A 25,405-nucleotide genomic window follows, 5' to 3' on the forward strand; every position below is an offset into this window, starting at 1 on the left:
TAGGTCCGGCTGTCATCGGATATCGGCGGAGTGCGACACCTGGTTCCCGCCGGCGCGTTTCGCCCGGTACATCGCGGCATCGGCGGCCTCGATGAGCTCGTCGAGCAGCCGCAGGTTCGGCTGGGAGCCGTTGTCCAGCGGGGCGCAGGCGGTGCCGACGCTGGCGGTCACCGGCACCGGCAGCTCGGCGATCGCATGCCGCAGCCGTTCCGCGACGACTTCCGGCGGGTCGGGGTGGCCGACGTCGACGATGACAAATTCCTCTCCGCCGGACCTGCCGATGATGGCGGAGAGCCCACAGTTGTCGGCAAGAGCTTCGCTGATTTGGATCAGCGCCGCGTCGCCGGCCGCGTGGCCCTCGGTGTCGTTCAGCTTCTTGAAGCTGTCCAGGTCGATCACGATGACCATCAGCCGGCTGCCGTCGGTCGCGGGACGCATGATCAGCTCGTAGGCCGATTGTTGGAACGACCGCCGATTGTGTAAGCCGGTCAGGGGATCGCGGCCAGAACTGCGCAGATCGACGCGCAGCGTCTGGGCCAGTGACAAGACACCGAACGGCAGGCCGACGTTGAGCGTTGCCACGATCGACACCGCAGCGGCCGTCAAATAGAGGTCGCCCGTCGAGACGACGAGGCGGGCAGCCAGGACCACCGCGCAGACCGCGGCTACCGCACCATTGGCCATCACCTCATGGGCGGTGTGGAAATAGGCGACGAAGCCACCGATCACGGCGAACGTCGCGCACCCCATCAGCCCGACGTAGGCGTTCGAGTAGGACAGCGCGGCGGCGGCAATGGTCGCGCTACAGATGAAGGAGAACAGCAGCGACTGCCGGCGCGTCGGCCAACGAAGCAGGAACGGCACCACAGCCGCGACCGCCAACGCGGCTGCGACGACACAGACGGTGACCGGTATCCGCCCGCTCGGCCCTTCCGGGCTCTTGATCATCGACGCGGTCGACCCGGCCAGAGCGAATGTCGCCGTGACGATCAGCGTGCGCCAGAGCCCCTGCTGGTTCCGTTCATGCAGATAGACGCTGATCCAGTCGTATTGGTCGGCGTGCCGGGTTGGCAGCGCTCCCCACCGAAGCATGTGTGAACCCCGTTCCCTCGGGACGTCGTTCCGTAACTTGCAGTACCAATTTTGCCGAGCCCGGACGGCAGACGCTCAGCGGTGGGTGGCTGAGCCCAGTTCGCGGTCGGCGTCGGGAGCCGCGACGGCATTGCGACCGGCTTGCTTGGCCTGGTACATCGCCGCGTCGGCTCGGGCCATGACCGCGACGCTCGCCTCGCCCGGAACCGATGAGGTGGCTCCGATGCTCAGCGTCGTCTGCACCGTCAGACCGAACTGATGGATCGGTTCGGCGGCCAGCCGGCGGATCCGTTCGCCGATCTCGACGACCTCTTCGGGACTGCGCGCGCTCGGCAACACGATCAGCAGTTCGTCACCGCCGATGCGCCCGACCGTGTCGTCCAGGTGGACGCACTCGCGCATCCGGGCGGCGATCGTCGACAGCACGGCGTCGCCGACGGCATGCCCGCAGGTGTCGTTGATCTGTTTGAAGTGATCGATGTCGCAATACAGAACGCCCACCATGGATCCGGGCGACCGGGGGGAGTTCAGCGCCGCGTCCAAACGCGCCAATGTCTCGGCGCGGTTGACCAGACCTGTCACGCTGTCGAACCGCGCGAGTTCTCTCAGCCGGTTGCGCATGTCGTCCACGGCGGCCGAGATTTCCGCGATCTCCCGGGGACCGCCGCGGCTGATGGGTTGGTCGTAGTCACCGTCGGCCACCGCGCGGACGGTGTCGACCAGTCGGGACACCGGTTGGGTGAGCATCCGCCGTACGGTGATGACGGAGCCGATCACCGCGGCCGCCAGAAGGCCTATCGCCACGTACTGGCTGATGTTCGCGGTCCGCAGCACCGAATGGATGTGTCGAATTTCCGCGTCGATCAGGATGTCGATCTGAGCATTGAGAGCGCGGAACCGTTCGCGGAGCTTGTCGAACAGGATCTTCGCCTCGAGCACCATCTGATCGAGTTGGGCGCGCGCGACCTGCCCGGCGCGGAGCGCGGCGATCTGAGGGGCGGCCGCCCGAGTGTTCCAGAGCGCTGCGGCGGCCAGCTCGTCCTCGTACAGGGTGAGGAGCCGGTCGGCAGCGGGCATCCCGGCAAGCTCTCGATGAAGTTCGGGGACAAGGCGATTCGCGGTGGCGGCACCCGCCTCGTACAGTTCGAGCGCGACCGTGTTGCCGGTCAGCAGAAATGCCCGCTGCCCGGTTTCTTGGTCGACGTACGCGCGGCTCAATTCAGCGGTCTGAGACCGGATCGGGATGAGCCGATCGCTCAAGTTGTGGACGGCGCGCGCGACGGACATCCGGCCCTCTATCGAGGCGGCCATCGTCGCGACGAAAACCAGCGCGATGACCCCGACACAACAGAAGATCAGTGTCCGAAGCGACAGCCGCCGTTCGCTCGAACCAGCCACAGCCTTGAAGATTAGGTCACCGGTGTCTGCCCAGGGCGCTTAATCCACGTCCCGTCCGGCGATTGCCCGCCAGACCCGAGCCGGCGTCATCGGCAGCCGGTACAACCGCGCCCCGCAGGCGTCCGCGATCGCATTGGCCAGTGCCGGTGCCACCGGGTTGTACGGAGACTCGCTCATCGACTTCGCGCCCATCGGCCCGAGTTCGTCGTAGGTGTCGGCGAAAAGGACCTCGGTGACCGGCACGTCGGCCAGCTGTGGGATGTGGTAGTCACGCAGTGCCGGGTTGACGACGGCGCCGTCGGGTCCGATCTGAACCTCTTCGTAGAGGGACGACCCGATGGCCTGTGCCACGCCGCCTTCCACCTGGCCGCGGCACTGCTCGGCGTTCAACACCACCCCGGCGTCGGCCGCCTGTATCGAGCGCAGAATCACAACCTGGCCCGTCTGGATGTTCACTGCCACCCGGAAGGCCTGGACGTTGAACGCCACCGAGCGCGGATCCCCGTCATGACGGCCGCGCCCGGTCAGGCCGGCCGGCAGGCGGGCGAAGTCCACGAACTCGTCGCCGCACTGGACTCCGTGCTGGCTCAGAGTGCACGAGGCCCTGGGGGCGCCGGTCAACTCCGCCGCGGCCGAGATCAACAAGGCGCGCAAGTCCTCGCAGGCGTCGAGAACAGCCCGCCCGGCTACGACGGTGCCGGCGGAGCCGAACGCCCCGGTGTCGTAACCGACTGCGTCGGTGTCGGATTGGCGGATGACGACGCGGTCGGCGGCGGTGCTCAGTGCGGCCGCCGCGAGTTGGGCGTGCACCGTGGTCGTGCCGTTGCCGAACTCGGCGGTTCCCACGGCCAGGGTGTAGACGCCGTCGGGGTCAACGGAGATCTCGGCTTCGGCGAAGTGGCCACGCGGCGGGAGCGTAGCGATCATCGCCAGTGCCATACCCTCGCCGACCCGCCACTGGCTGCCCTCCGGAGGCTCCAGACCGCCGGTGCTCGAGAGGGCCCCCTGTGCGAGGTCGAGGCACTGATCCAGCCCGTAGCTGCCGAAGACGAGGTCGTCGTTGTGATCGTGGGCATCCACGAAGGGGTCGCCGGGCACCACCACGTTGCGGCGACGGAGTTCGAAGGCGTCGACGCCCAACCGGCGGGCGAGCATGTCGAGGGCCGACTCCACCGCGAAGATCACCTGGCCGAGCCCGTATCCGCGGAAGGCACCCGAGGGAAGGTTGTTGGTGTACACCGACTGGGCGTCCACTCGCTTGTTCGCACACCGATAGACCGAGACCGATTCACTACAGCCGTGGAACATCGAGCCGGGGCTGTGGTTCCCGTACGCCCCGGCGTCGGTCAGCACGTCGATCCCCAGCGCTGTCAGCCGTCCGGCCGCGTCGGCCGCGACGGTCACGTCGACCCGGAAGGGGTGCCGGCAGGGTGCCATGGTGAACTGGTCGGACCGGCTGAACTCATAACGCACGGGCCGCCCCAGTCGCAACACCGCCAGTGCGACGATGTCCTCGCACAACATCTCCTGCTTGGCGCCGAAGCCGCCTCCGACCCGCTTGGTCAGTACATGCACCGACGCGCGGTCCAGGCCGAAGACATGGCACAGCTCGTCGCGAACCAGGAATGGCACCTGGGAACTGGTCCGAATCACCAAGCGGCCCTGGTCATCACGCCAGCCGGTGCAGCCGTGGGTTTCGAGGTGGGCGTGCTGGACTCGCTGGGTGCGCCATCTCCCCCGCACCACCGCGCCACCCGATGCAATCGCTGCCGCCACCCCGGCATCGACATCGCCGGTGCCGCCGTGCAACTCGGCGACAACATTGCGGGACGGGTCGGCGATGCGCGCTTGACTGCCCTTCTCGCCGTGCACCAACGGCGCTCCCGGTGCGCGAGCCTCTTCGGGATCGAAAACCGCCGGCAACTCTTGATAGTCGACAATAATTGCACCGCAGGCCTTTTCAGCGATTGCTGCGCTGTCAGCGACCACGGCGGCCACCCGCTGGCCGACGAATCGGACGACATCGTCGAGGACGTAGGTGTCGTCGGGATCGTCGGTACGGGATTCGTGCCGGGCAACCGAGAACGCCACCTCGGGGCTGTCCAGATGGGTGAGGACCAGGTGCACGCCGGGTATAGCCGACGCGGCGGTGGTGTCGATCGCCACGATCCGGGCGTGCGCCACCGGGCTCCCGAGTACGGCGATGTGCAGCAGACCTTCTGGCGCAAAGTCCATGGTGTACTGCTCGGTTCCGGTCACCACGCGCGGCCCGGCGGGAGCGCCGATGGAACGGCCGGCGTCACCCCCGTCCGGTTTGTCGATGTTGACCTTGCCCGCCAGCGCATCGGTGATTGCGCGATAGCCGGTACAGCGGCACAGGTTGCCTTTCAGATGCTGGGGCAGCTCCGCGAGCTGGTCTTCAGTCAGCGTCGAGGCAGTGGTGACCATGCCGGCCGTGCAGAACCCGCACTGGAAACCGGCGGATTCGACGAAGGCGCGTTGCGTTGGATGCAGGTTGTCGGGTGTGCCCAGCCCGGCGGCGGTGGTGACGGTACGGCCCGCCGCGCGGAAGGCCGGATACACGCACGAATGCACCGCGTCTCCGTCGAGAAGCACGGTGCAGGCGCCGCAGTCGCCGGCGTCGCAACCCTTCTTGACCTCGAAGTGGCCGCGCTCCCGCAGATAGGTACGAAGGCACTGGCCAGGTGTGGGGTCGTCGGAGTATTCGCGATCGTTGACGGTGAACTTCATGACAGTTCGTTTCGCACTTGCTCAGCCAGCACCGAGGTGACTGCGGCTCGCCAGTCGGGGTCGCCGTGAACATCGCTGGTCCACGCATCGTCGGGAATGGCCGCGCACGCGGCGCCAACAGTTTCCGCGTCGGGGACGCCGGGAAACTCGAACACGAAGGGCCGAACGGTAGCGGCCGTGACGGACAGGACAAACGCGCCACCGTCCTGCTCAGCGTCGCGTCTGCCGATAACTACGACGCTGGACCGGCCCAGAGACGACGGCGCGATCTTGCGAAACGCGGTGCGGCCTCGCAGTGCGGAACCGGGCAGCCGGACAGCGCGCAAGACCTCGCCGGGAGCGAGCACGTTGTCCGCCGAGCCGGTGACGAATTCGGTTATGGCAAGCTGGTATTCGCTCCCGTCGGGCCGCCACACGGTCAAGGTGCCGTCCAGCGCGGATACCAGCGAGATCATCGCGCCGGCTGGAAACGACAGACAGATGTTTCCGCCGATCGTCGCGATCCGCCAGATCTTGAACGAAGCCAGCAACGCAGAACAGCATTGATGTAGCAGCGGCGCTGCCACCCAGTCGGGATGGCTGCGAGCAAGCTGGTCGGACAATGCCGAGATTTCAGATAATGTGCATGTTGCGGCGAGCTCGATCCCGCTGTCACTCAGAGCGATTGGCTCCCAGCCGAGGCGCGTGATGTCCACCAGGCGGCGAACGTGCGGCTGTGGCTGGGAGAACAGCCAGGTTCCCCCGGCCAGGATCGCGTCGCCACGCTGCAAGGCCGACAGGTCAGCACGGCTGGCAGGAATGCTCACCGTCTCGACGCTGATCAGGTCCATCAAACGACCGTAATCTCCGCGCGGGCGTCGCGCACGTTCACGCACTGCGCTGCACGCCGGCAGCGGTGACAATTGCTGATGCGCGCATTTCGGGGACATCTGCTCCACATCGGCGGTGCACCGCGACTGGCCCAGGCACGTGATCATCTGGTGAGTCACCCGGACGGCGTACTGGTGGTCGATGCCGACGGCCGGATCGTGTACAGCGGCGAATTCTCCGGTATGCCAGCAGGAGCCGAGGTAGTGGACTGCCGGCCCGGCTTTCTGCTGCCTGGATTTGTCGACACCCACATCCACTTCCCCCAGACCTATTGCACCAATGCGCATGGTGGTGGCCAACTCCTCGACTGGCTGGAGCGCTGTGTCTTCCCCGCCGAAAGTCGGCTCTCGGATCCGGACCACGCAGTGACAGCGGCGCGCGACTTCTGTCGGCGCAGAATCGATGTCGGCACCACCGCCGCGATGGTCTTCGGCTCGGCGTTTCCACACGCTCAGGACGCGCTCTTCGAGGAGTCGTTGCGTGTCGGATTACGTACCGTCTCGGGCCGTGGAATCCAGACCGTGGGTCCGGATTCGGCGATCGAGCTGATCACCGATGAGCACGCCGCGATTGCCTTGACAGAAGCCGAAATAGCCCGTTGGCATGCGTGCGACACCGGTGACCCCTCGACCGCGCTGGTTCATGTGGCCGTGGTTCCCCGATTCGCGCTGTCGGTGACGGCCCGCACGTTGCATTCGCTCGGCGAGCTCTACGACTCGGTGCGTGGGCGCGGCGTGTACTTCCACACCCATATTTCGGAGAACGTCGATGAAGTCGCGGCGGTGCGGACTGCCTACGGCGTGCGTTCCTACCTCGACACCTATGACGGCCGGTTCGGGACGGGGCCGACACCGGCAGGCAAGTCACTGCTGGGTCCCCGCAGTGTCCTTGCACACGCCGTGCACTGCACCGACGAGGAGTTGGCCCGGATGGCCCAAACCGAAACGTCCATCGCGCATTGCCCGACGTCCCAGTTGTTCCTCGGATCGGGCACCATGCCGTGGCGACGCACGACCGGTAGTGGGGTGACCGTCGCATTGGGTACCGATGTCTCCGGCGGCGACGAATGGCTGATCTCCCGGGTCGCCAACGACTGTTTCAAGGTGCACATCTCCGAGCCCGGTGACGCCGGATTGTCGGTACCTGCAGCAGAGCTGTTGTTCACCGCGACCCTCGCCGGGGCACGGGCACTGGGTCTGGAGGACCGGACCGGCAACCTGGACGCCGGTAAGGAGGCCGACTTCCTGGTGGTCGATCCTCAACAACAGGTCGTGTTGCCGGGCGTGTTGGCCGCCATCGATCCCCATGATGCGGAGCGGCTGGCGTTCACACTGCTGACCGGCATGCGCGAGGCGTCGATCACCGAGGTCTATGTGCGCGGTCGGCGGGTCAACTCGCAGGAGTGAGTGGGCCACCGAGGATGTTGCCGACAATCCCGCGAATAACGTTGGTGCCATCCTCTTTTCGCAGATCGGAATACCAGGCCGCGGTCGCCGCAGGATCTTTGGCGTGCATCAGGTCGCACCGTTTGCGAGCCCGCAGCACCAGGTCGCCGGCCCGTTCGACCCGCGCCTTTGCATAGGCCGCCAGCGCGCCGTGGACATCGTCGGGGAGGTCGCGCAGCGCCCATTGCAGAGCGATGGCGTCTTCCATGGCCGAACACCCGCCCTGGCCGATGTCGGGGGTCGTGTTGTGTGCGGCGTCGCCGAGCAGGGCCACCCGGCCTTTGACCCACGTGTCGAACGGGTCGAGATCCAAGATCTCCACCCGGTTGGTCGTCATCGGGTCGAGCTGGTCGATCAGGACCTGCACGCCGGGGGCCCAGTCCGCGAAATGTGATCGTAGAACCTCACGCGCACTGCCCTTTTCGTACGAGACGCCCTGTGGTTCGACGACGTCGAAGAAGAAGTAGAACCGTCCGTCGGCCACCGGCATCGCCGACACCCGTTTTCCGTCACCGACATAGACGGTCCACTCGGTGGCGGGACTGATCCGCTCGTCGATGTCAACGAGACCGTTGTAGTTGACGTAACCGGCGTAGCGCCGGGTGACGGGCCCACCCAGAACGTATTCGCGGGTGATGGAGCTGGCGCCGTCGGCACCGATGATGATGTCGGCGCTGACCGTGGTCCCGTCGGCGAAGGTCGCGGTTGCGGCGTCCACACCGTCGGCGATGCTGACCATCTTCATGCCGAAGTTGATCTCGTCGATGCCGTAAGCCTCCATCAGCATTGACTGCAGTTCCGCGCGTGCGATCGGATAGGGCCGCTGGCCCACCTGGTCGATCAGCGGTTGCATCGAGAAGCGGCACATCGTCTCGCCAGTGCGGGCCTCGACGTAACTCATCGTGTCGACGATTCCGCCGAGTCGCGCGGTCTGCTGTTCCAGCCCCAGGTAATTGAGGCATTTGACGCCATTGGACCACACCGAGATCGCCGCACCCACCGGTTTGTTCTCGGTGACGCGCTCATAGACTTCGGTCTCGATCCCGATCTGGCGCAATGCGATTGCCGCACTCATGCCGCCCATTCCGGCGCCGATGACGACCACCTTCACTGTTCAGCTCCCTCGATAGGTTGAGTAGGAGTACGGCGACAGCAACAAGGGGACGTGATGGTGCGCCGCGGCATCCCTGATCTCGAAGGCGACGGTGACCTCGGGGTAGAACGTGGTGATTCCGTCAGCCGCGAAGTAGCTGCCGGTGTCGAAGCTGATTCGATAGCAGCCTTCGCCCAATTCTCCTCCGAGCGAATCGATCCGGCCGTCGTCGTCGGTGCGCCCCGATGCCAGCACGGCACCATGGGCATCGGTGAGCGTCACGTCGACGGCGACCGCGGGTGTTCCGGTGACAGCGTTGAGGACATGCGTGGAAAGGCTCATGAGCTCATTATTCGGCAGGCTCGCTCAACAACCGCTGCAGCCGCAGTCGGTTGATCTTGCCGAGTTCGCTGCGCATGACCCGGCGCTCGGTGTCCGGGTCATTCTGGAGTCGCTCGGTGAGAATGGCCAGCAGCTCCTCGGCCGAGCGGCCACTGGCGCAGACGAGATAGACGTAACCGAAGCGGTCCTCGTATTCGGCATTCCGCGTGGCCAATTCGGCCCGGATGTCGTCGCCCGCGGTGGCGACCGCCGCCTGCTCGCGCGCTGAAGACGGATTGTCAGGCCGGGCGCCGATCCGCGGATGGCCGTCGAGTGCGGCGTCGATCTCGGCATCGGGCAGTTCGGCCAGCACCCGGTCGGCGCGATCCAGGAGCGCGTCGACATCGGGGAACGGGGAGCCGGCCAAGACCCGTCGCGCCCAGATGGGCGAGGTGCACACCTCGAACAACAGGTGCATCTGCTGGCGCTCGGAAGCCCGGTTGAAGCCTTCGAGCCCGATTGCCCTCACGTAAGTTCGTCGAGCCGGCTGAACCGGGCTGCGGCTATCGGGTTGGCATCGGCCACCAGGTCGGTGAACCGATAGTTGGCGATTTTGGCGACTTCGATCAGTGCAAAGGCCTTTTCGGCGGCATCGGAGTTGTCCATCCGGGACCAGCCGTTGCGCAGCACCCGGTCGAAGTGCTCGGTTTCCCGCGCGCAGATGATGAGCGGGAAGCCGAAATGGTCGCGGTAGGCGGTCGCCAGCTCGACGACATCGTTGTGGTCGTCCTCATCGAGGTTCGACAGAGCCACGTGGTCGACGGCGAGTGCATGCCCGCTTTCGTCCTCGGCGCCCAGATCGTTGAAGTTGTTGAGTAATTCGAGCTGCTGTTCTGAGGAACCGGTCAGCACCGCGTCCTGGAACGCCTCGCGCAGGGCTTTGGTGTCGGCAAACGGTCGCTGTTCAAACGCGCGCTCGATTGCCCACGGCACATCCTGAACGACGTGACCGAACACCTCGGTGAACCGTTCCTTGGTCATCGTGTTCACCTCGTCCAGGGTTATCGAGCCGCCACCTGCGACTCGCGGGCCACGCGAACCGGTATGGAAGAACACAACATTGAGCAGAATCGCGGCGACGGCGCCGATGCTGATACCGCTGCCGAAGATCAGGTCAATCCCCTGGGGCATGGCCTTGGCGATATCGGGATACGACGTCACCCACAATGCCAGCGCGAGGCTGGTGGTCACGATGATCAGGTTGCGATGGTCGGTGAAGTCCACCTTGCCGAGGGTTTGGATGCCGACGACGGCGACGGTGGCGAACAGCGTCAGCGCTGCGCCGCCCAGAACCGGGTTGGGGATCGAGGAGACGATGGCGGCGACCTTCGGCAGGAAGCCCAGGATGATCATGATGACCCCGGCGGCGGCCACCACCCACCGGCTCTTGACGCCGGTCAGCCGGACCAGACCGACATTCTCCGAGAACGCGGTGTAGGGAAACGAGTTGAAGATGCCGCCGATCACCGTGGCGAGGCCGTCGGCCCGCAGCACGTTGCCGATGTCGGAGGCCTTGATCCGCTTGCCGACGATCTCGCCGGTTGCGATGGTCGATCCGGTCGATTCGACCGCGGTGATGAGCAGCACGATGATCATCGTCAGGCACGCGACGATGTCGAACTTGGGCATCCCGAACAGGAACGGCTGGGTGAAGCCGACGACCTCGGCCTGGCCCACTTTGCCGAAATTCATATCGCCGAGCGCATAGGCCACTGCGCAGCCGATCACGAGTCCGAGCAACACGGCGATCGTCGCCACGAAGCCGCGGAATAGGCGCTGGATCGCCACGATGATGGCAATCGTGCCCAGCGCGTAGAGGAACCATCGAATATTGGTGGGGTCGTGTTCGCCGGTGTGCGGGTTGGTCACCGCGTCACCGGCACCGACCGGAACCAGACACAACCCGATGATCGTGATCAGCGTCCCGGTGACCACCGGTGGGAAGAAGCGCAGCAGCTTGATGAAGATCGGCGCGATGAGGAACGTGAACACGCCGGCCACGATCACCGCGCCATAGACGTAGAGCAGGCTGGCCGAGCCGCCGCCGTGGGCCAGACCGATCGCGATGATCGGCGACACCCCGGCGAACGTGACACCTTGCAGCAGGGGAAGCCGCACACCCACCTTCCAGAACCCGACAGCCTGAATGATCGAGGCGATTCCGCAGGTGAACAGGTCGGCCGTGATGAGCTTGACCAGCTCCTCCTGGGGCAACTTGATCGCGCCGGCGATGATGATCGGGACCAACACCGCGCCGGCGTAGAAGGCCACCACGTGCTGGAAGCCGTAGGTGGCCAGTTTCGGGATGGGCAGCACCTCGTCGACGGCATGTGCTCGCGTGTGCTGTTTCTTCGTGGTCGGAGCCGACATGCTTACCAAGAATCGGCCATGTCCGCCGACTGCGCATGTTGAGACCGCTCAGCGGTCGATTCTGGCGGGTCGGCAGATCCGGGTTTGATTGCCGCCGGCGCGCTTCGCCGCGTACATGGCGGCATCGGCCGACCGGATCAGATCATCCATCGCCGAACCGCAGCCCCACCGGACGACCGCCGCGCCGACGCTCGCGGTGACCGGATGCGGCAGCGCGGCGATCGCCGTGCACAGTTGTGACGGCAGCCGTTCGGCGAGCTCGGCGGGAACGGCGTCGATGACGATGAACTCCTCGCCGCCGAAGCGCCCGATGATGGCTGAACTGGTACTGGTCTCGCGTAGCGCCCAGCCCACTGCGGTCAATGCCTGATCGCCGGCGAGGTGGCCGTATACGTCGTTGAGTTTCTTGAACTTGTCGAGGTCGATCATCACGACGGTGAGGTGTAAGTCGTGGCCCGGTGACGTCAACAACGTCGTTGCCCGCTCGTAGAAGGCCCGCCGGTTCAGGACACCGGTCAGTGGGTCTTGGTCGGAGCGCACCACATCGGCGCCCATGGTGCGCATCACCGCTTGGATCGCCAGCGGGACGGCGAGGTTGAGCTCGACGACCAACCACCAGCCGGCGCTGGCAACCGCCCAGCCGTAGTCGTGGATCACCCGGGAGGCACAGAAAGCGCCGACGGCGATACCGATGACGACGGTGAACGTAATCGCCTTGGAGTTGTGGAAGAACGCGGCGTAGCCGCCAATGACGGCCATGCCGGTGCAGCCCATCAACGCGACCATCGGGTAGGTCTGCATCACGCAGCCGACACCGATGAGCATGCTGCCGAGGACCGCCATCCTCAGTGATTGACCCCGGCTCGGCCACCCGCGCAGCCACAGCGCGCTGTAGGTGATGCCGGTGAGCACTGCCGCGCCGCCGAACGTCCACGCCCACACCGGCGGGACGTTGCGCATCGTCGGCGTGGCCGCACCCATCAGAATCAAGGCCGCCGAGATGAGCCCCATCAGCACTCGGGTTGGTAACTCCAAGCCACGAGCCCTCAAGTATCCGGATAGCCACTCGAATTGATCCGGCAGCCGCCACCATCGCGCGAACGGTCCGCCGGCCAGGTTGCCCTGGCCGGAAGCCCGCGCGTCGGTCACCGCGCCGCCCCTCCCCGCACCTGGTTCACCGTAGCCGGAGCAAATCGGCAGGGGGGCGAAACATCGACGCCGGGCGAAAATAAATCCAGCTTAAAACCTGTGGTGCAGCCCGGGGTAGACCGCTGCGAGGTAGGACTGGCTAACCTGTTTGCATGAGCACGCAATCGGTCCCCGGTGGGGTGGTGCACAAGCTGCCGACAGATTTGCGCACGGCGCTGCTCGGCAACGACACCGCGCTCGCCGCGTGGAAGGACATCACTCCCCTGGCCCGCAACGAGTTCATCTGCTGGGTCGAAGATGCCAAGCAGGAGAAGACCCGGGAGCGCCGCATCCGCCGCACGCAGGAAGAGCTGGAGGACGGCATGCGCCGCCCGTGCTGCTGGCCCGGGTGCAAGCACAGGGAACGCAACGGCAAGGCCTAGGTGGCCCGCAACCCGTACATGTAGGTCGTGAGGTATTCATCGATGACCGGCCGGCGAATCTGCCGGGCGCCGGGCATCGTGATCAGCAGCGCGTACAGGCCGACGAGGAACGACACCCCGTTGTGCATGACGTCGACGTCGGCGGGGATCTCACCACGATCTCGTGCGCGCCCGAGTTCGGAGACCACGGCGACGATCACCGGGTGATTCTGGGATTCCTCCGCCGGCGGGCGGCTCGTCGAGAAGTGCAGGGCCAGAAAATCTTTGAACAAGCGGTTACCGAGCCGACGCTCCAACTTCTCCAGTACCCGGAAGCACTCGGCGAGGGTGTCCCGCACGGTGTGCGGCTTGCCGAACGAACGGGTGAGCTCGGCGGCCATCCGGTCCTCCTCGCGCTTCTCCAGCTCGAGCAGAACGTGTTCTTTGGTAGGGAAGTGGAAGAAGAAGGTGCCATGAGCGACACCCGCGGCCGACGCGATCGCTCCGGTGTCCGCCGCCGCCATTCCGGCGCGTTTGAACTCGACCAACGCGGCCTCGAGTAGCCGCTCGCGCGTCTGTACGCCCTTGCGGGCCGGCTTGTCCGTCAACACAAAACTGACTCCACTCAAATAATGTTAGCGTGTGGCAGATATCTGAGTTGACTCAGTTCGGAGGACGGACCATGCAGATCCTCGAGCAGGCACAAGACCTGCCGAAGGCCGGAAACATCAAGGCGCAGTGGGTGAGTCTGTGGACCGGACCGGCGGCTGGCGTCGTTCTCCTGATCGCGGCCCTGGTCTTTCCCGGTTTCTGGCCGCCGACGTCCCCGACGATGGACGCCGAACAAGTGGCGTCCTTCTACGCCGACCACACCGCCTGGATCCGGCTGAGCCAGGTGACATTCAACCTGTGCGGCATCATGATCGTGCCGCTGCTCATGGTGATCGTCGTGCAGATGAAACGGATGAAGGGCCAAAGTCACGTCTTCGCCTACTGCTTTCTGACGGCGGTCGTCAGCGGTGCCACGATCTTCGCGCTGTCCAACGTCTTCTTTCTGGTCGCGGCGTTCCGGCCCGAGCGCGATCCTGAACTCATCCAGCTGCTCAACGATCTCGCCTGGATAGTGTTCATCGCGCCGGTCGGCATGGTCGTCTCGCAGTTCGTCTTGCTGGCTGTGGCGGTGTACTTCGATGACCGCACCGATCCGGTCTTCCCTCGGTGGGTCGGACATATGTCATTGGTCATCGCCGTGGTGATGGCGCCCGCCGCGGGAGCGGCGGTCTTCCAGACCGGCCCGCTGGCCTGGGACGGGTGGTGGTCGTTCTGGGTGCGCAACGGCGCGTACGCGGCGTTCGTCATCGTGATGTTCTTCGTGTTGCGCAGGGCGGTATACCGGCAGGCTGTCGACGACGGAGTAGTGGCGGCGTGAGTGTCCTTACCCCCGGACAGTTTTCACCGACGACCGCCGACGGCGGCAAGCGCGACGTCCGGTGGATGACGTGGTTCTTCCCGGCTTGGTACTCGGTGTTCGGGATCATCATCTGCCTGCTGACCCGGGTCACGCCGCCGCCGCGGCCCGACGTCACCGCCGCGGGCAAGGTCGCCTTCTTCACCGAGCATCATCTGACCATCCAGATCGGATTCGCGGTCCTGCTGGTCCTGCTCGGCGGCGCCGCGATGACCAACGGGCTGGTGGTCTACCAAATGAAGCGCATGTCGGTGGGCTCGGTGTTCGCCTACGGCTACCTCGGCGGAATGGCCGTCGGAGCGCTGCCCGGATTCCTGTTGGTAACGGTGTGCTTCCTGACCGCGGCGTTCCGGCCCGACCGCGACCCCGAGCTGATCAGCCTGCTCTACGACGTCGGAATGCTCTCGTACAACGGCTCTTTGGGCTGCTTCTCGGCGGCCTACCTCGTGCTGTCGATCGCCATTCTCTACGACCGCAACAGGATCTTCCCCACCTGGTTTGCCTACGTCTCGATCTGGCAGATCATCACGGAGGTGATCGCCACTCAGATGTTCGTCTTCTCGTCGGGGCCGTTCGCGTGGAACGGCTCGATCGCATTCTGGTGGGCGGTGGTGGTGTTCTCCGTCTGGCTGGTCGCACTGATCATCTTGCTGCGCAAAGCAGCTGACGCTGAGCCCGCCGACGAGCCGGCGTTGGACTAGGAGTTGGCGTGACGGTTTCGGAACAGGCGCCGCAGCGCGAGGCCCACCTGCCCGGTGACGGGCACATGTGGGTGATGGTCCTCGGTGACCTCGTCATCTTCGGCGGCTACTTCATCGTGTTCATGATCTACCGCACGATGAACCCGACGGCGTTCCTGGCCGCCCAGCAGCATCTCCACATCACGATCGGTGTCGTCAACACCGTGATCCTGCTGACCAGTTCGTGGTTCGTGGCGCGGGCGGTGTTGTGCGTGCGTGCCGGTGATCACGACAGGGCGGTCCGGCTACTGTGGGGCGGGGCCGCCTGCGGGACCGCCTTCATGGTGTTGAAGTGCTCGGAGTGGTACCGCGAAATCGTTGCAGGGCAGACCAATTCGGACATGTTCTACTCGTTCTACTACGTCATCACCGGCGTACACCTGGTCCACGTCATGATCGGACTCATCGTGCTGGGTGTGCTGGTGCGTGAACTGCGCGCGCCGGGGCGGCGCCGGGCGTGGATGGTGGAGTCCGGCGCGACGTATTGGCACATGGTCGATCTGCTGTGGGTGATCATCTTCGCCCTGCTGTATGTGATGAGGTGACGTGAGGTGACCAACGAGCGGACGATCACGCGGACCTGGCTGGTCCTGGTGGCCATCACCCTGGGGTCATGGTGGCTGGCCCCCGCGCATTCCCGGGGCGTCGCCTCGGCCAGCATCGCTGTCACGTGTGTGGTGCTGGGGCTGGCAGTCATCAAGGCCCGCTTGATCATCCGGACCTTCATGGAGGTCCGCAACGCGCCGCGCTGGCTCAAGCTGGCCACGGACGCCTGGCTGGGGTTGCTCGTCGCGTCGGTGTTGGTGATCTACCTCATCTGAGACCGCGCAGCAGCACGGCCAACCCGAATTCGAAGGCGTCGTCGGCTCGGTCCGCCTTACCGACTCCGGTCGCCAGCGCTGCTGCGAACTCCGGGCCCACCTCGTCGCCGGCTTGCCACGGTTCTTCGGGGGCGGCCACGTCCAACGCGGACCCGAGCACGAAGCAGTCCATCAACGTGATCACCCGCAACATGTCGGCCGCGCCGAAGCCAGCCCGCTTCAACGTCGCTGCGAGAACGTTGTACATGTGGATCGCGTGGGTGCTGTTCACCGGATACGCCGTCAGCAGCGGGATGAGCCGCGGATAGCGGGCGTAGCTGCGCCGGTACGAGCGCAGGATGTCGGCGACCACGTCGGCCCACGGACGGTCGGGTTCGTCGTCCGGCAACTGGACTTCGGACATCGCGCGTTCGCGCAGGAGCTCGACGATCTGGTCGCGCCCGGTCACGTGGTTGTACAACGAAGACGGACTGACCTGCAGTTTCCTTGCCAAATCCGGCATGGTGAAGCCGCCGGTGGCGACCACGAGCTCCATCGCGGCAGACGCGATCCGGTCGGTGGACAGTAGCGGCGTCGGCGGACGGCCCATGAATGTCCCCTCTCCTCTTGCGAAGAAGTATGAGCCAGTTCACACTAAAACGAAACAGATTCGTTTTAGGAGTTCGATGATCACCCTGACCGCGCCGGCGCCCGAGCCGCTGTCCCGCTCGGGCCCCTCTCGCCGCCCGCCGCTGCGGGTGGGACTGGTCCAGCACCGGTGGCGCCCCGACCGCGGCGAGCTCGTCGGCGCGCTGAAGGCCGGAATCGACAGCGCCGCCGGGGCGGGCGCGTCCGTGGTATTCCTGCCCGAGATCACCCTGCTGCGCTACCCCGCGGACACCCCGGCCGGGGCCAACCCGAGCGCGCTGGCCGAAGAGCTGGACAACGGCCCCACGTTCGAACTGGCGGCCACTGCCGCGCGGGACAACGGCATCTTCGTGCACGCCTCGCTCTACGAGAAGACGCCCGACCAGGCCGACGGCCTGGGCTACAACACCGCGATCCTGGTCTCCCCCGCAGGCGAACTCGTCGGACGCACCCGCAAGCTGCACATCCCGATCTCGGCGGGCTACTACGAGGACACCTATTTCCGGCCCGGGCCGGGCACCGACCCGTACCCCGTCTACGCACCCGACGGCCTCGACGTCCGCCTCGGCATGCCGACCTGCTGGGACGAATGGTTCCCCGAGGTCGCCCGCAGCTACTCGCTGGCCGGCGCCGAGCTCGTCGTCTACCCGACCGCCATCGGCTCCGAACCCGTGTTTCCCGATTTCGACACCCGCCCGCTGTGGCAACAGGTCATCGTCGCCAACGGCATCAACAGCGGCCTGTTCATGGTGGTGCCCAACCGAGTTGGCGACGAGGGCAAGGTGACATTCTACGGCTCGTCGTTCATCTCCGACCCCTACGGCAGGGTGCTCGTCCAGGCTCCGCGCGACGAAGAAGCCGTCCTGGTCGCCGATCTCGACCTCGACCAGCGCCGCGACTGGCTGGAGCTGTTTCCCTTCCTGCTGACCCGCCGTCCGGACACCTACGGGACGCTCACCCGCCCGGTCGTCATCGACGAGCCCTACGGCGCCGGCCACGCAGCCACGGCGGTCGTCAAATGAGCGCGACGTTGTTCACCGGCGGTGTGATCTGGACCGGCACGGGCAGCGACTCGGACGCGGTTCTGGTCATCGACGGCGCGGTGCGTGCGTTGGGCGCGCAGGCCCGGGAGCTGGCCGCCGGAATGGATTGCGAGCTGGTCGATCTCGACGGCGGCTTCCTGATGCCCTCGTTCGGCGACGGCCACGCCCATCCGCTCTACGGCGGACTCGAGTCCGTCGGACCCCGGGTCCGCGGGTGCGGCACGATCGACGAAATCGTCACGGCGGTCAAGGTGTACGCCGAGGAGCATCCCGACGAGGAGTGGATCGTCGGTGCCTCGTATGACGGCAGCCTGGCGCCCGGCGGGCTGTTCGACGCCCGCTGGCTGGATGCGGCAGTGCCGGACCGGCCCGTGGTGCTGCGGGCCTGGGACTACCACACCCTGTGGTGCAACACCGCCGCCATCGAGCGCGCCGGCATCACCCCCGACACCCCGGACCCGGTACTCGGTGAGATCCCGCACCGGCCCGATGGGTCCGTGCTGGGCACGTTACGGGAATGGGGCGCAACCGATCTGGTGATGGCGGTGATGCCGCCCCGCGACGAGAGCCAGCGCATCGCCGCGCTCGGTACCGCGGCCGACTACTACCTGGCCCGCGGCGTGACGTGGGTGCAGGACGCCTGGGTCGAACCCGATGACGTCGCCACCTATGTCGCGGCGGCACGCCAGGGCGCCCTGCGAATGCGGTTCAACCTCGCGCTGTACGCCGATCCCCGCCATTTCGACACGCAGATGGCGCAATTCGCGGCATCGCGGCGATTGGTCGAGGAAGCCGGCTCACCCCTGCTGACCGCGCAGACCGTCAAGTTCTTCGCCGACGGCGTCGTCGAGAACGAGACCGGGGCGCTGCTGGCCCCGTATTGCTCAGGGCTGCACTCACACTCCAGGGGGCAGGAGCGAAGCGACTCGGGGGACAACCTGGGCATGCGCAACTGGGAGGGGGACTCGCTGGCCGAAGCGGTCCGCCGGGTCGACGAGCTCGGGCTGCAGATCCACATCCACGCCATCGGTGACGCCGCCGTCCGCCAGGCGCTTGACGCGATCGAATATGCGCAGCAGCGCAACGGAACTCGGGACCGTCGGCCGGTGATCGCGCACGTACAGTTGGTGGACGACACCGACATCGGGCGGTTCGCCGCGCTCGACGTCATCCCCAATATGCAGCCGCTGTGGGCTCAGATGGATGCGCTGATGACGGTGCTGACCATCCCCCGGCTCGGCGCCGAACGCGCCGACCGGCAATACCAGATGCAAACCCTGAACAGCTCCGGCGCCGCGCTGGCCTTCGGGTCGGACTGGCCGGTGTCCTCGGGCGCGCCGTTGGACGGTATCGCGGTGGCGACGTCACGGCGCACCGCCGATGGGGACCCCGAAGGCGGCTGGACACCGCACGAGATCGTGCCGATCGAGCGTGCGCTGTCGTCGTACACCGCCGCCGTCGCCTATCAGGCTTTCGCCGAAAATAGCTGGGGGAAAATCACTCCCGGCGCCAGTGCCGACTTTGTCTGGCTGCAGCACGATCCGCGGAACACACCGGCGCTGGACCTGCCGGGCGTGGGCATCCGCGCCACCTACCTGCTCGGTGCGCAGGCCTACCGAGCCGACGACGGAAGGGTACGTTCATGACCGCGGAGTACATCACCGGCCCGCACGAGGGGCACTTGAAACGAGCGCTGGGCCTGCCGTCGCTGGTGCTGTTCGGGTTGGTCTACATGGTGCCGTTGACGGTGTTCACCACCTACGGCATCGTCACCGAAACCTCGGGCGGCCGGCTGCCGCTGGCCTATATCGTCACGCTCATCACCATGGTGTTCACCGCGCTGTCCTACGCGCGGATGGCGGCCGCCATCCCGGTTGCCGGCTCGGCATACACCTACACGCAGCGCACGTTCGGGGCACCGGTCGGCTTCCTGGCCGGGTGGTCGCTGCTGCTGGACTACCTGTTCCTGCCGATGCTGAACTACCTGGTCATCGGGCTCTACCTGAATGCGGCGCTGCCCGCGCTGCCCGCATGGGTGATCGTCGTCGTCTCGATAGCGATCGTCACGGTGCTCAACATCGTCGGCATCGTGTCCGTCGCGCGGGCCAACTTCCTCATCATTGCCATCCAGGCGATCTTCATCGTGGTGTTCGTCGCGCTCGCAATCGCCAAGACCACCGGCTACGGCACCGTCGACCTGCTGGCGCCCTTCACCGGCGACGGCACCGCGGGCGGCATGAATCCGATCCTGGCCGGCGCGGCAATCCTGTGTCTGTCGTTCCTCGGTTTCGACGCGGTCTCCACGCTGTCCGAGGAGGCACGCGACGCCAAACGCACGGTGCCGCAAGCGATCATGATCGCAACCATCGTCTCGGGGATCATCTTCATCCTGCTGTCCTATGTCTCGCAGCTGGTCTTCCCGTCCAACAAATTCGCCGACGTGGACACAGGTTCCACCGACGTGATGCTGGCCGCGGGCGGAGCGTTCGTCAACACGTTCTTCACCGCGGCCTATGTGGCCGGCGCCCTCGGTTCGGCACTGACTTCGCAGGCTTCGGTGGCGCGCATCCTCTACGCGATGGGCCGCGACGGCATCCTGCCACGCAAGGTGTTCGGGCACGTGTCCGCCAAATACAGCACCCCGGTGTACGCCATTCTCACGGTCAGCGTAATCTCGCTGCTCGCCATCTGGATCGATCTGGCGATCCTCGCGTCGGTCGTCAGTTTCGGTGCCCTGGTGGCTTTCTCGGTGGTGAACCTGTCGGTGATCAAGCACTATTTCGTCGACATGCGGGAACGGAACATCCTGCTCAACCTGATCGCGCCGCTGATCGGATTCCTGCTCACCGCGTGGCTGTGGACGAGCCTATCGGGGACAGCGCTGACCATCGGATTGATCTGGCTGGCAATCGGATTCGTCTGGCTGCTGGTGGTCACCCGCGGATTCCGGCGGCCCACGCCGGTATTGGACCTGGAATACGAATGAGTCCGCAAGGCGCGGATCCGCTGGCAGGCTTCCCCGTTGCCGCCCCACCGCTGGGCGGGCCGGTCTGGTTCGACCAGCGCTGGTTGGATCTGACGTTCCTGCACTGGCCGGTGCGTCCCGATGACGTCGCGCACCTGTACCCGCCCGGCACCCGCCCGGATGTCTTCGACGGTGTGACCTACGTGGGGCTGATCCCGTTCCGGATGGGCCACACGAAGGTGGGCACCACTCCGGCGCTGCCCTACTTCGGCGCTTTCGCCGAGACCAACGTGCGGCTGTATTCCGTCGACGCGGCGGGCCGCCACGGCGTGCTGTTCCGATCGCTGGAAACCGCACGGCTGGCGGTGGTGCCGGCCGTCCGGCTCACCATCGGTGTGCCCTACACGTGGGCGCGGATGCGGGTCACCCGCTCGGGCGATGTGATCAGCTACGCCAGCGTGCGGCGCTGGCCGCAGCGTGGATTGCGCAGCCGGGTCACCGTCCGGATCGGCGAGCCCGTGGCGCCGACTCCGTTGGAGACCTGGCTGACCGCTCGCTGGGGTGCCCACACTCGCCGGGCGGGCCGGACGCTGTGGATGCCCAACGAGCACGATCCGTGGCCGCTTCGGTCGGCACAGCTCCTCGATCTCGACGACGAGCTGGTCGCCGCCGCCGGCGTAGGCACCGCCGGGGAACTGCTGCGGGTGCTCTACTCCCCCGGCATGCGAACCACCTTCGGGCGGCCGATCGTGGTCGCCTGACCCGGCGGCTCGCAGTAAGCTCACAGCCATGGTGGGCATTGCCAGGGTGTTGCTGGCCGCGGCGTGTGGCGCGCTCTTCGTGGCCGCCCCGGTGGTTGTGGCCGCCCCCGCGAGCGCTTGCCCGATCGGGCATCTATCCGACCCCATCACCGGCCAGTGCTTTGTGGCCAACGGTGTGCCGAGCGTCGGCGGAATCCCGTGTATCCCGGGCAAATCGATGGGCACCTGCCTGGGCATCCTGCAGAACCAGTCGCCGCGCGGCGGCGGTCCGCCGGTGGGCGGGCCCTGGCCCTAGTCGTCGAAGATCGCGACCGCGCGCGTCCACCCGGCCGACGCGGCGTGAACCTTCACGGGAAAGCAGGACACCTCGAATCCGTTGGCCGGCAACGATTCCAGGTTGTGCAATTTTTCGATGTGTGAGTAGCCGATGGTGCGGCCGGCTCGATGGCCTTCCCAGATGATCGACGGGTCGTGGTCTTGCGCGTATCGCTGCGCGGTGTAGGAGAACGGCGCATCCCAGCTCCAGGCGTCGGTGCCGGTGAGCCGTACACCCTGCTCGAGCAGGTACAGCGTGGCGTCGCGGCCCATGCCGCAGCCCGTGCCGACGTAGTCGGGCTGCCCGTAGCGGGTGCCCGCACTTGTGTTGACGAGCACGATCTCCAACGGGGCCAGCGTATGTCCGATGCGGGCGAGTTCGGCTTCGACGTCGGCGGCGGTCACCACGTAGCCGTCCGGGAAGTGGCGGAAGTCGAGTTTGACCGCCGGTTGCAGGCACCACTCCAGCGGGACCTCGTCGATGGTGATGGCGCGCCTGCCACCGTCCATCGTCGACGCATAGTGGTACGGGGCATCGAGATGTGTGCCGTTGTGGGTGGTGATCCGCACCCGCTCGATGGCCCACCCCTCGCCGTCGGGGAGATCGTCGACGGTCGCGCCGGGGAAGAACGAAACCACTTCGGCGGCGGTCTGCTTGTGGTCGTAGTAGTCGATCTCCGGCAGGTGGCCGGGCGGATCCGAGGCGATGCCGGCCTGCAGCGGGACCGAGATGTCGACGAACCTTCTCATCGGACCTTTCTACGCCCTGGGACGGAACGACTCCACGGGGTTGGCCAAGCCGACGGTGGTGGCGTTGCCGATCGGTCCCTGCGCGTCGAAGACCGTTGCCGCTCCGGCGGCCACGCCGTCCTGACTGGTATGACTCGTCGCCGCCAAACCGATGTACTCCCCGACCGGCTCGCGGACCAGCGTCAGGGTGTAGTCGGCGTTGATGTAGCGCAAACCGCCTGTGCCCCAATGGGATGTCGCACTGGCAGCGTCGGCTGCCATCGCCACGGTGACGAACGGGCTGGTGACCTCACCTTCGACAAGCGGGCGCACCTGCCGGATCCAGGCGTATTTGGGGCCGGCGGCGTCACCCCATTCGGCGAAGGCCATCGCGCCAGTGGATCCGCCGTCTCCCCCATAGCCCCAGACGAACATCATCAAGTCTTCGGGCAGCGGACCGGGATCCGCCGGCAACGGCGGCATCGCAACCGGCGACGACCAGATGTCACCGGCCGGGTGCTCGCCGCGGCGCAGGAACACCGCACTGGCCCGGGATACGACGACGTCGTTCTGCATGAGTTCGGCATCCACCAGCCGGATACGGCGGCCGTCGCGCCGCACGGTGGTGCGGACGTGCAGCGGTGCGATGGCAGTGGGCCGCAGCAGGTCGACCGTCAAGCGGGCCGGCACGAGCTCGGAGCCGCTGCCCACCTGCTCCAGTGAGCGGGCCAGGATGCCGCCGACGACGTGCCCGCTGATCGTCGCGCCCCACGGGCCTTGACACGTCGCGCTGGGCAACAGCACGTCGCCGTCGGAGACCAGATACGCCGGACGTGTCACGAGCCCACACGATAGCGGATGTTAGGTGAGCTATCCGTCTTGCACCGTCTGCAGGAAACGCTTGGTGTCGGAGGTGAGCGGATCGAGGATGTCGTCGAAGTCGTGGTGTTTGTCGAGGTAGCCGGCGATCATCGGGCACACCGCGACGATGCGTAACCCGGCGGCACGGGTCGCGGCCAGCGCCTCGGACACCAGAATGCCGGCCAATCCACGCCCCTCGTAGGCGTCGTCGACCTCGGTGTGCAGAAAGATCCGTTGACCGTCGTGATCGACGAAGTCCACCAGACCCACCTGGTTGCCGTCGACAGCGATCGTGAACTGGTCTGTGCCTGCGGTGACGGTGGCCGGTGCGCCGGTCTTGTCGGTGGCCATCTGAACTCCTTCAGGTTCGGCGGCGGGGCCGCAGTCGGGTGGCGGGCATGGCGGGTGCCGGTAACCGCGGCACGGAACCGGTGTACCCACTGACAGCGCCGAACCGGGCATCGCTGTCCTGCCACAATTGGCGGTAGGTGACGATCTCGTCGTGGCTGCGGCCGACGAAGTTCCACCACATCAGCAGTTCCTCGGCGAACGGCGCCCCGCCGAGCAGCACTACCCGGGCCGCCATCCCGGTTGGGTTGCGCAAGCACAGGGATGACGCCCCAGGCCCCAGATAAGCCAGCTCACCGGGGGCCAGCGTCCGGCCCGCCGCTTCGACCCGGCCGAGATCCAGCAACACCCCGTGCTCGAAACCACGATCAACGTCGAGCTCCAACGTGCACCCCGCCGCCAGATCGACCTGGGCGCCCAGCAGCGGCGTGAAGGTGTGCACCGGCGAGCGGTCGCCGGCCAGTTCACCGAGAAACACCCGGACAGTGGCGTCGCCGCGCGAAATCGGCTCGGGCACATAATGATCGAAGTTGCGCGCAGTGTTGCGGTCGGAATCCGGCAGGGCCACCCACAGCTGCACGCCGTGCAGGACGGTGGTCTGTGATGTCGACACCTCCGAGTGGCAGATACCAGCTCCGGCGGTCATCAGGTTCAGCTCTCCGGGGTCGATCAGCTGGTGCACGCCCGCGCTGTCGCGGTGCTCGATCTGGCCGCGGAACAACCAGCTGACGGTCTGCAGACCGGTGTGCGGGTGCGGCGGCACATCCATGCCCGCGGACTGACGCAGGTCCTGAGGGCCGTAGTGGTCGGCGAAACACCAGGCGCCGATCAGTGAGCGCTGATGCTGCGGCAACGTCCGCCGGACCGGGAGGGCACGCGGGCCGCCCAGCGGCACCTCCCGAGGCGATAGCACCTCGACATCGTCGAATGTCGTTGCACCACAGGCAACTTCGCGCGGGGAGGCTTCGAGGTTACTCACCATCCCCGAGCATACTCGCCCAGCCTGTACCTCAGGCTGCGAGCGGCTGAGTCATCGCCGAGCGGATGAGCAGGAAGTCCCGCTCTTCGATGCGGAACACACCGAAGCGGAACTTGTAGCCCCAGTGCCGCGGGTCGACGATGAACTCCAGTTGATCGAGCAAGGGCCGGATGGGTGTCGCCGTACAGGGCAGGAATTCCATCCTGCGACGCGACGGGCCCGAGGGATCATCCTGGTACGGCTCGTCGTCGGTGACCCGGCCGATCGCGGTGAACGCCTGCAGGGACTCTCCGTGTTCGAGAGCGGTTTTCGGCGAGTAGAAAACGATCCAGTCGCCACGGGCCATCTTGCGCAGCATGTGCGGCTTACCATGATTGGCCTGAGTGAAGCCGCCGGCGACACCACGCTGCACGTGGTCGGCGCTGACGGTGTTGATCCAGTACGTCGTCATGGACCCACGCTAGGTCGGGGGTCCGACATTCGAATACAGCTAGTCCGCGCGCGCGTCCGACGACGGGCCGCGGCCGTCGGTGGAGATGTCCGGCGCGAACAGCTCCGGGCTGATGGGGATGGCGATGGTCTCCGCCTCGGGCTCGGCAACCTCGACGGGCTCGGGCGGAGCCTCGGCCGGCCGGCGATCGGCGCGCCAGTCGCGCAGCAGCAACAGGATGCCCAAGGCCGCCAACACGACGACGCCCGCCGCCACGAACGTGTTGTCGGTCAGGATCGCCACCAGAAGCGTGATCAGCCCGACAATGGCGACCACGACGACGATCTTCACGGACACAGTTCTATACC

Annotated in this window: 28 protein-coding genes; 11 read left to right on the top strand and 17 right to left on the bottom strand. The window is 66.3% G+C overall.

Annotated features, from left to right (window positions below):
• Positions 1-12: 12 nt before the first annotated feature.
• The 4 genes from HPC46_RS02980 to HPC46_RS03000 all read right to left on the bottom strand — a co-directional run bounded on the left by HPC46_RS02980 (position 13) and on the right by HPC46_RS03000 (position 6,071).
• Positions 13-1,092, bottom strand: coding sequence for a GGDEF domain-containing protein (locus HPC46_RS02980; protein ID WP_179466712.1), 1,080 nt, complete (start codon positions 1,090-1,092; stop codon positions 13-15).
• 75 nt (positions 1,093-1,167) lie between these two features.
• Positions 1,168-2,490: a diguanylate cyclase domain-containing protein gene (locus HPC46_RS02985; protein WP_325096548.1), complete on the bottom strand. Its 1,323-nt coding sequence runs from the start codon at positions 2,488-2,490 to the stop codon at positions 1,168-1,170.
• A 39-nt stretch (positions 2,491-2,529) separates the two neighbouring features.
• Positions 2,530-5,241 (bottom strand): molybdopterin-dependent oxidoreductase, encoded by a 2,712-nt coding sequence (locus HPC46_RS02995; RefSeq protein WP_179466713.1) that lies wholly within the window; start codon positions 5,239-5,241, stop codon positions 2,530-2,532.
• Positions 5,238-6,071 carry an FAD binding domain-containing protein gene (locus tag HPC46_RS03000; protein ID WP_179466714.1) on the bottom strand — a complete coding sequence of 278 codons (834 nt, stop codon included), beginning with the start codon at positions 6,069-6,071 and terminating at the stop codon, positions 5,238-5,240. The genes HPC46_RS02995 and HPC46_RS03000 overlap by 4 nt, the downstream gene beginning before the upstream one ends.
• A 78-nt stretch (positions 6,072-6,149) precedes the next feature.
• Here HPC46_RS03000 and HPC46_RS03005 point away from each other — a divergent pair, with 78 nt between their 5' ends.
• The gene (locus HPC46_RS03005) at positions 6,150-7,517 is read left to right on the top strand and encodes an amidohydrolase family protein (RefSeq protein ID WP_179466715.1); all 1,368 of its coding nucleotides are present in this window, start codon (positions 6,150-6,152) and stop codon (positions 7,515-7,517) included.
• Here HPC46_RS03005 and hpxO read toward each other — a convergent pair.
• Genes hpxO through HPC46_RS03030 form a run of 5 tightly spaced genes read right to left on the bottom strand, consistent with a single transcriptional unit; the run spans position 7,501 to position 12,549 of the window.
• The gene (hpxO, locus tag HPC46_RS03010) at positions 7,501-8,667 is read right to left on the bottom strand and encodes an FAD-dependent urate hydroxylase HpxO (RefSeq protein ID WP_179466716.1); all 1,167 of its coding nucleotides are present in this window, start codon (positions 8,665-8,667) and stop codon (positions 7,501-7,503) included. The genes HPC46_RS03005 and hpxO overlap by 17 nt on opposite strands.
• 3 nt (positions 8,668-8,670) lie before the next feature.
• A complete protein-coding gene (gene uraH, locus HPC46_RS03015; RefSeq protein WP_179466717.1) occupies positions 8,671-8,991 on the bottom strand; it encodes a hydroxyisourate hydrolase in 321 nt (106 codons plus the stop codon).
• 7 nt (positions 8,992-8,998) lie between these two features.
• Positions 8,999-9,499, bottom strand: a complete 501-nt coding sequence (gene uraD / locus HPC46_RS03020) for a 2-oxo-4-hydroxy-4-carboxy-5-ureidoimidazoline decarboxylase (protein ID WP_179466718.1) — start codon at positions 9,497-9,499, stop codon at positions 8,999-9,001.
• Positions 9,496-11,400: a PbuX/PucJ/PucK family nucleobase permease gene (locus HPC46_RS03025; RefSeq protein WP_179466719.1), complete on the bottom strand. Its 1,905-nt coding sequence runs from the start codon at positions 11,398-11,400 to the stop codon at positions 9,496-9,498. The genes uraD and HPC46_RS03025 overlap by 4 nt, the downstream gene beginning before the upstream one ends.
• Positions 11,401-11,448: 48 nt before the next feature.
• The gene (locus tag HPC46_RS03030; protein ID WP_179466720.1) at positions 11,449-12,549 is read right to left on the bottom strand and encodes a GGDEF domain-containing protein; all 1,101 of its coding nucleotides are present in this window, start codon (positions 12,547-12,549) and stop codon (positions 11,449-11,451) included.
• Positions 12,550-12,701: 152 nt separating this feature from the next.
• Here HPC46_RS03030 and HPC46_RS03035 point away from each other — a divergent pair, with 152 nt between their 5' ends.
• Positions 12,702-12,971 carry a YdeI/OmpD-associated family protein gene (locus HPC46_RS03035; protein ID WP_179466721.1) on the top strand — a complete coding sequence of 90 codons (270 nt, stop codon included), beginning with the start codon at positions 12,702-12,704 and terminating at the stop codon, positions 12,969-12,971.
• On the opposite strand, the gene HPC46_RS03040 is transcribed toward HPC46_RS03035, so the two are convergent.
• The gene (locus HPC46_RS03040; protein WP_179466722.1) at positions 12,968-13,561 is read right to left on the bottom strand and encodes a TetR/AcrR family transcriptional regulator; all 594 of its coding nucleotides are present in this window, start codon (positions 13,559-13,561) and stop codon (positions 12,968-12,970) included. The two genes, HPC46_RS03035 and HPC46_RS03040, sit on opposite strands and share 4 nt — an antisense overlap.
• Before the next feature lie 71 nt (positions 13,562-13,632).
• Between HPC46_RS03040 and HPC46_RS03045 the strand changes: the two genes are divergently transcribed.
• From HPC46_RS03045 to HPC46_RS03060, 4 genes are all read left to right on the top strand, one after another.
• On the top strand, positions 13,633-14,379 hold the full coding sequence (locus HPC46_RS03045; RefSeq protein WP_179466723.1) for a hypothetical protein: 747 nt from the start codon (positions 13,633-13,635) through the stop codon (positions 14,377-14,379).
• Positions 14,376-15,119, top strand: a complete 744-nt coding sequence (locus tag HPC46_RS03050) for a hypothetical protein (RefSeq protein WP_179466724.1) — start codon at positions 14,376-14,378, stop codon at positions 15,117-15,119. Before HPC46_RS03045 ends, HPC46_RS03050 begins: the two co-directional genes overlap by 4 nt.
• Positions 15,120-15,184: 65 nt before the next feature.
• Positions 15,185-15,703 (top strand): cytochrome c oxidase subunit 3, encoded by a 519-nt coding sequence (locus HPC46_RS03055; RefSeq protein ID WP_233716192.1) that lies wholly within the window; start codon positions 15,185-15,187, stop codon positions 15,701-15,703.
• 6 nt (positions 15,704-15,709) lie between these two features.
• Positions 15,710-15,979, top strand: coding sequence for a cytochrome C oxidase subunit IV family protein (locus HPC46_RS03060; RefSeq protein ID WP_179466726.1), 270 nt, complete (start codon positions 15,710-15,712; stop codon positions 15,977-15,979).
• On the opposite strand, the gene HPC46_RS03065 is transcribed toward HPC46_RS03060, so the two are convergent.
• Positions 15,972-16,568: a TetR/AcrR family transcriptional regulator C-terminal domain-containing protein gene (locus HPC46_RS03065; protein WP_179466727.1), complete on the bottom strand. Its 597-nt coding sequence runs from the start codon at positions 16,566-16,568 to the stop codon at positions 15,972-15,974. The two genes, HPC46_RS03060 and HPC46_RS03065, sit on opposite strands and share 8 nt — an antisense overlap.
• Before the next feature lie 76 nt (positions 16,569-16,644).
• Here HPC46_RS03065 and HPC46_RS03070 point away from each other — a divergent pair, with 76 nt between their 5' ends.
• From HPC46_RS03070 to HPC46_RS03090, 5 genes are read left to right on the top strand one after another with little or no spacing between them, the layout of a single operon-like run.
• Positions 16,645-17,628 (top strand): nitrilase-related carbon-nitrogen hydrolase, encoded by a 984-nt coding sequence (locus tag HPC46_RS03070; protein ID WP_179466728.1) that lies wholly within the window; start codon positions 16,645-16,647, stop codon positions 17,626-17,628.
• Positions 17,625-19,295 carry an amidohydrolase gene (locus tag HPC46_RS03075; RefSeq protein WP_179466729.1) on the top strand — a complete coding sequence of 557 codons (1,671 nt, stop codon included), beginning with the start codon at positions 17,625-17,627 and terminating at the stop codon, positions 19,293-19,295. The genes HPC46_RS03070 and HPC46_RS03075 overlap by 4 nt, the downstream gene beginning before the upstream one ends.
• Positions 19,292-20,635, top strand: a complete 1,344-nt coding sequence (locus HPC46_RS03080) for an APC family permease (RefSeq protein ID WP_179466730.1) — start codon at positions 19,292-19,294, stop codon at positions 20,633-20,635. Before HPC46_RS03075 ends, HPC46_RS03080 begins: the two co-directional genes overlap by 4 nt.
• Positions 20,632-21,375 (top strand): YqjF family protein, encoded by a 744-nt coding sequence (locus HPC46_RS03085; protein WP_179466731.1) that lies wholly within the window; start codon positions 20,632-20,634, stop codon positions 21,373-21,375. The genes HPC46_RS03080 and HPC46_RS03085 overlap by 4 nt, the downstream gene beginning before the upstream one ends.
• A gap of 28 nt (positions 21,376-21,403) precedes the next feature.
• Entirely contained in the window at positions 21,404-21,670 is a 267-nt protein-coding gene (locus tag HPC46_RS03090) for a hypothetical protein (protein WP_005142344.1), read from the top strand.
• Here HPC46_RS03090 and HPC46_RS03095 read toward each other — a convergent pair.
• From HPC46_RS03095 to HPC46_RS03120, 6 genes are read right to left on the bottom strand one after another with little or no spacing between them, the layout of a single operon-like run.
• Positions 21,667-22,440 carry a cyclase family protein gene (locus tag HPC46_RS03095; RefSeq protein ID WP_179466732.1) on the bottom strand — a complete coding sequence of 258 codons (774 nt, stop codon included), beginning with the start codon at positions 22,438-22,440 and terminating at the stop codon, positions 21,667-21,669. The two genes, HPC46_RS03090 and HPC46_RS03095, sit on opposite strands and share 4 nt — an antisense overlap.
• A 9-nt stretch (positions 22,441-22,449) precedes the next feature.
• A complete protein-coding gene (locus HPC46_RS03100; RefSeq protein ID WP_179466733.1) occupies positions 22,450-23,259 on the bottom strand; it encodes an acyl-CoA thioesterase domain-containing protein in 810 nt (269 codons plus the stop codon).
• 30 nt (positions 23,260-23,289) lie between these two features.
• Positions 23,290-23,631 carry a GNAT family N-acetyltransferase gene (locus HPC46_RS03105; protein ID WP_179466734.1) on the bottom strand — a complete coding sequence of 114 codons (342 nt, stop codon included), beginning with the start codon at positions 23,629-23,631 and terminating at the stop codon, positions 23,290-23,292.
• Positions 23,632-23,641: 10 nt separating this feature from the next.
• The gene (locus HPC46_RS03110) at positions 23,642-24,607 is read right to left on the bottom strand and encodes a pirin family protein (RefSeq protein ID WP_179466735.1); all 966 of its coding nucleotides are present in this window, start codon (positions 24,605-24,607) and stop codon (positions 23,642-23,644) included.
• Between the two features lie 31 nt (positions 24,608-24,638).
• Positions 24,639-25,058: an EVE domain-containing protein gene (locus HPC46_RS03115; protein WP_179466736.1), complete on the bottom strand. Its 420-nt coding sequence runs from the start codon at positions 25,056-25,058 to the stop codon at positions 24,639-24,641.
• A gap of 39 nt (positions 25,059-25,097) precedes the next feature.
• A complete protein-coding gene (locus HPC46_RS03120; RefSeq protein ID WP_179466737.1) occupies positions 25,098-25,388 on the bottom strand; it encodes a hypothetical protein in 291 nt (96 codons plus the stop codon).
• Between the last annotated feature and the right edge of the window lie 17 nt (positions 25,389-25,405).

The organism is Mycolicibacterium vinylchloridicum (assembly GCF_013404075.1).
In the GTDB taxonomy this organism is placed as follows: Bacteria; Actinomycetota; Actinomycetes; order Mycobacteriales; family Mycobacteriaceae; genus Mycobacterium; species Mycobacterium vinylchloridicum.

Excerpts from the sequence above, each read along its gene's own strand:
- HPC46_RS02980 (WP_179466712.1), bottom strand. The coding sequence starts at position 1,092 with ATGCTTCGGTGGGGAGCGCTGCCAACCCGGCACGCCGACCAATACGAC.
- HPC46_RS02995 (WP_179466713.1), bottom strand. The coding sequence starts at position 5,241 with ATGAAGTTCACCGTCAACGATCGCGAATACTCCGACGACCCCACACCT.
- HPC46_RS03000 (WP_179466714.1), bottom strand. The coding sequence starts at position 6,071 with ATGGACCTGATCAGCGTCGAGACGGTGAGCATTCCTGCCAGCCGTGCT.
- HPC46_RS03005 (WP_179466715.1), top strand. The coding sequence starts at position 6,150 with ATGCGCGCATTTCGGGGACATCTGCTCCACATCGGCGGTGCACCGCGA.
- uraH (WP_179466717.1), bottom strand. The coding sequence starts at position 8,991 with ATGAGCCTTTCCACGCATGTCCTCAACGCTGTCACCGGAACACCCGCG.
- HPC46_RS03025 (WP_179466719.1), bottom strand. The coding sequence starts at position 11,400 with ATGTCGGCTCCGACCACGAAGAAACAGCACACGCGAGCACATGCCGTC.
- HPC46_RS03035 (WP_179466721.1), top strand. The coding sequence starts at position 12,702 with ATGAGCACGCAATCGGTCCCCGGTGGGGTGGTGCACAAGCTGCCGACA.
- HPC46_RS03045 (WP_179466723.1), top strand. The coding sequence starts at position 13,633 with ATGCAGATCCTCGAGCAGGCACAAGACCTGCCGAAGGCCGGAAACATC.
- HPC46_RS03055 (WP_233716192.1), top strand. The coding sequence starts at position 15,185 with ATGTGGGTGATGGTCCTCGGTGACCTCGTCATCTTCGGCGGCTACTTC.
- HPC46_RS03065 (WP_179466727.1), bottom strand. The coding sequence starts at position 16,568 with ATGGGCCGTCCGCCGACGCCGCTACTGTCCACCGACCGGATCGCGTCT.
- HPC46_RS03070 (WP_179466728.1), top strand. The coding sequence starts at position 16,645 with ATGATCACCCTGACCGCGCCGGCGCCCGAGCCGCTGTCCCGCTCGGGC.
- HPC46_RS03075 (WP_179466729.1), top strand. The coding sequence starts at position 17,625 with ATGAGCGCGACGTTGTTCACCGGCGGTGTGATCTGGACCGGCACGGGC.
- HPC46_RS03080 (WP_179466730.1), top strand. The coding sequence starts at position 19,292 with ATGACCGCGGAGTACATCACCGGCCCGCACGAGGGGCACTTGAAACGA.
- HPC46_RS03085 (WP_179466731.1), top strand. The coding sequence starts at position 20,632 with ATGAGTCCGCAAGGCGCGGATCCGCTGGCAGGCTTCCCCGTTGCCGCC.
- HPC46_RS03090 (WP_005142344.1), top strand. The coding sequence starts at position 21,404 with ATGGTGGGCATTGCCAGGGTGTTGCTGGCCGCGGCGTGTGGCGCGCTC.
- HPC46_RS03095 (WP_179466732.1), bottom strand. The coding sequence starts at position 22,440 with ATGAGAAGGTTCGTCGACATCTCGGTCCCGCTGCAGGCCGGCATCGCC.
- HPC46_RS03105 (WP_179466734.1), bottom strand. The coding sequence starts at position 23,631 with ATGGCCACCGACAAGACCGGCGCACCGGCCACCGTCACCGCAGGCACA.
- HPC46_RS03115 (WP_179466736.1), bottom strand. The coding sequence starts at position 25,058 with ATGACGACGTACTGGATCAACACCGTCAGCGCCGACCACGTGCAGCGT.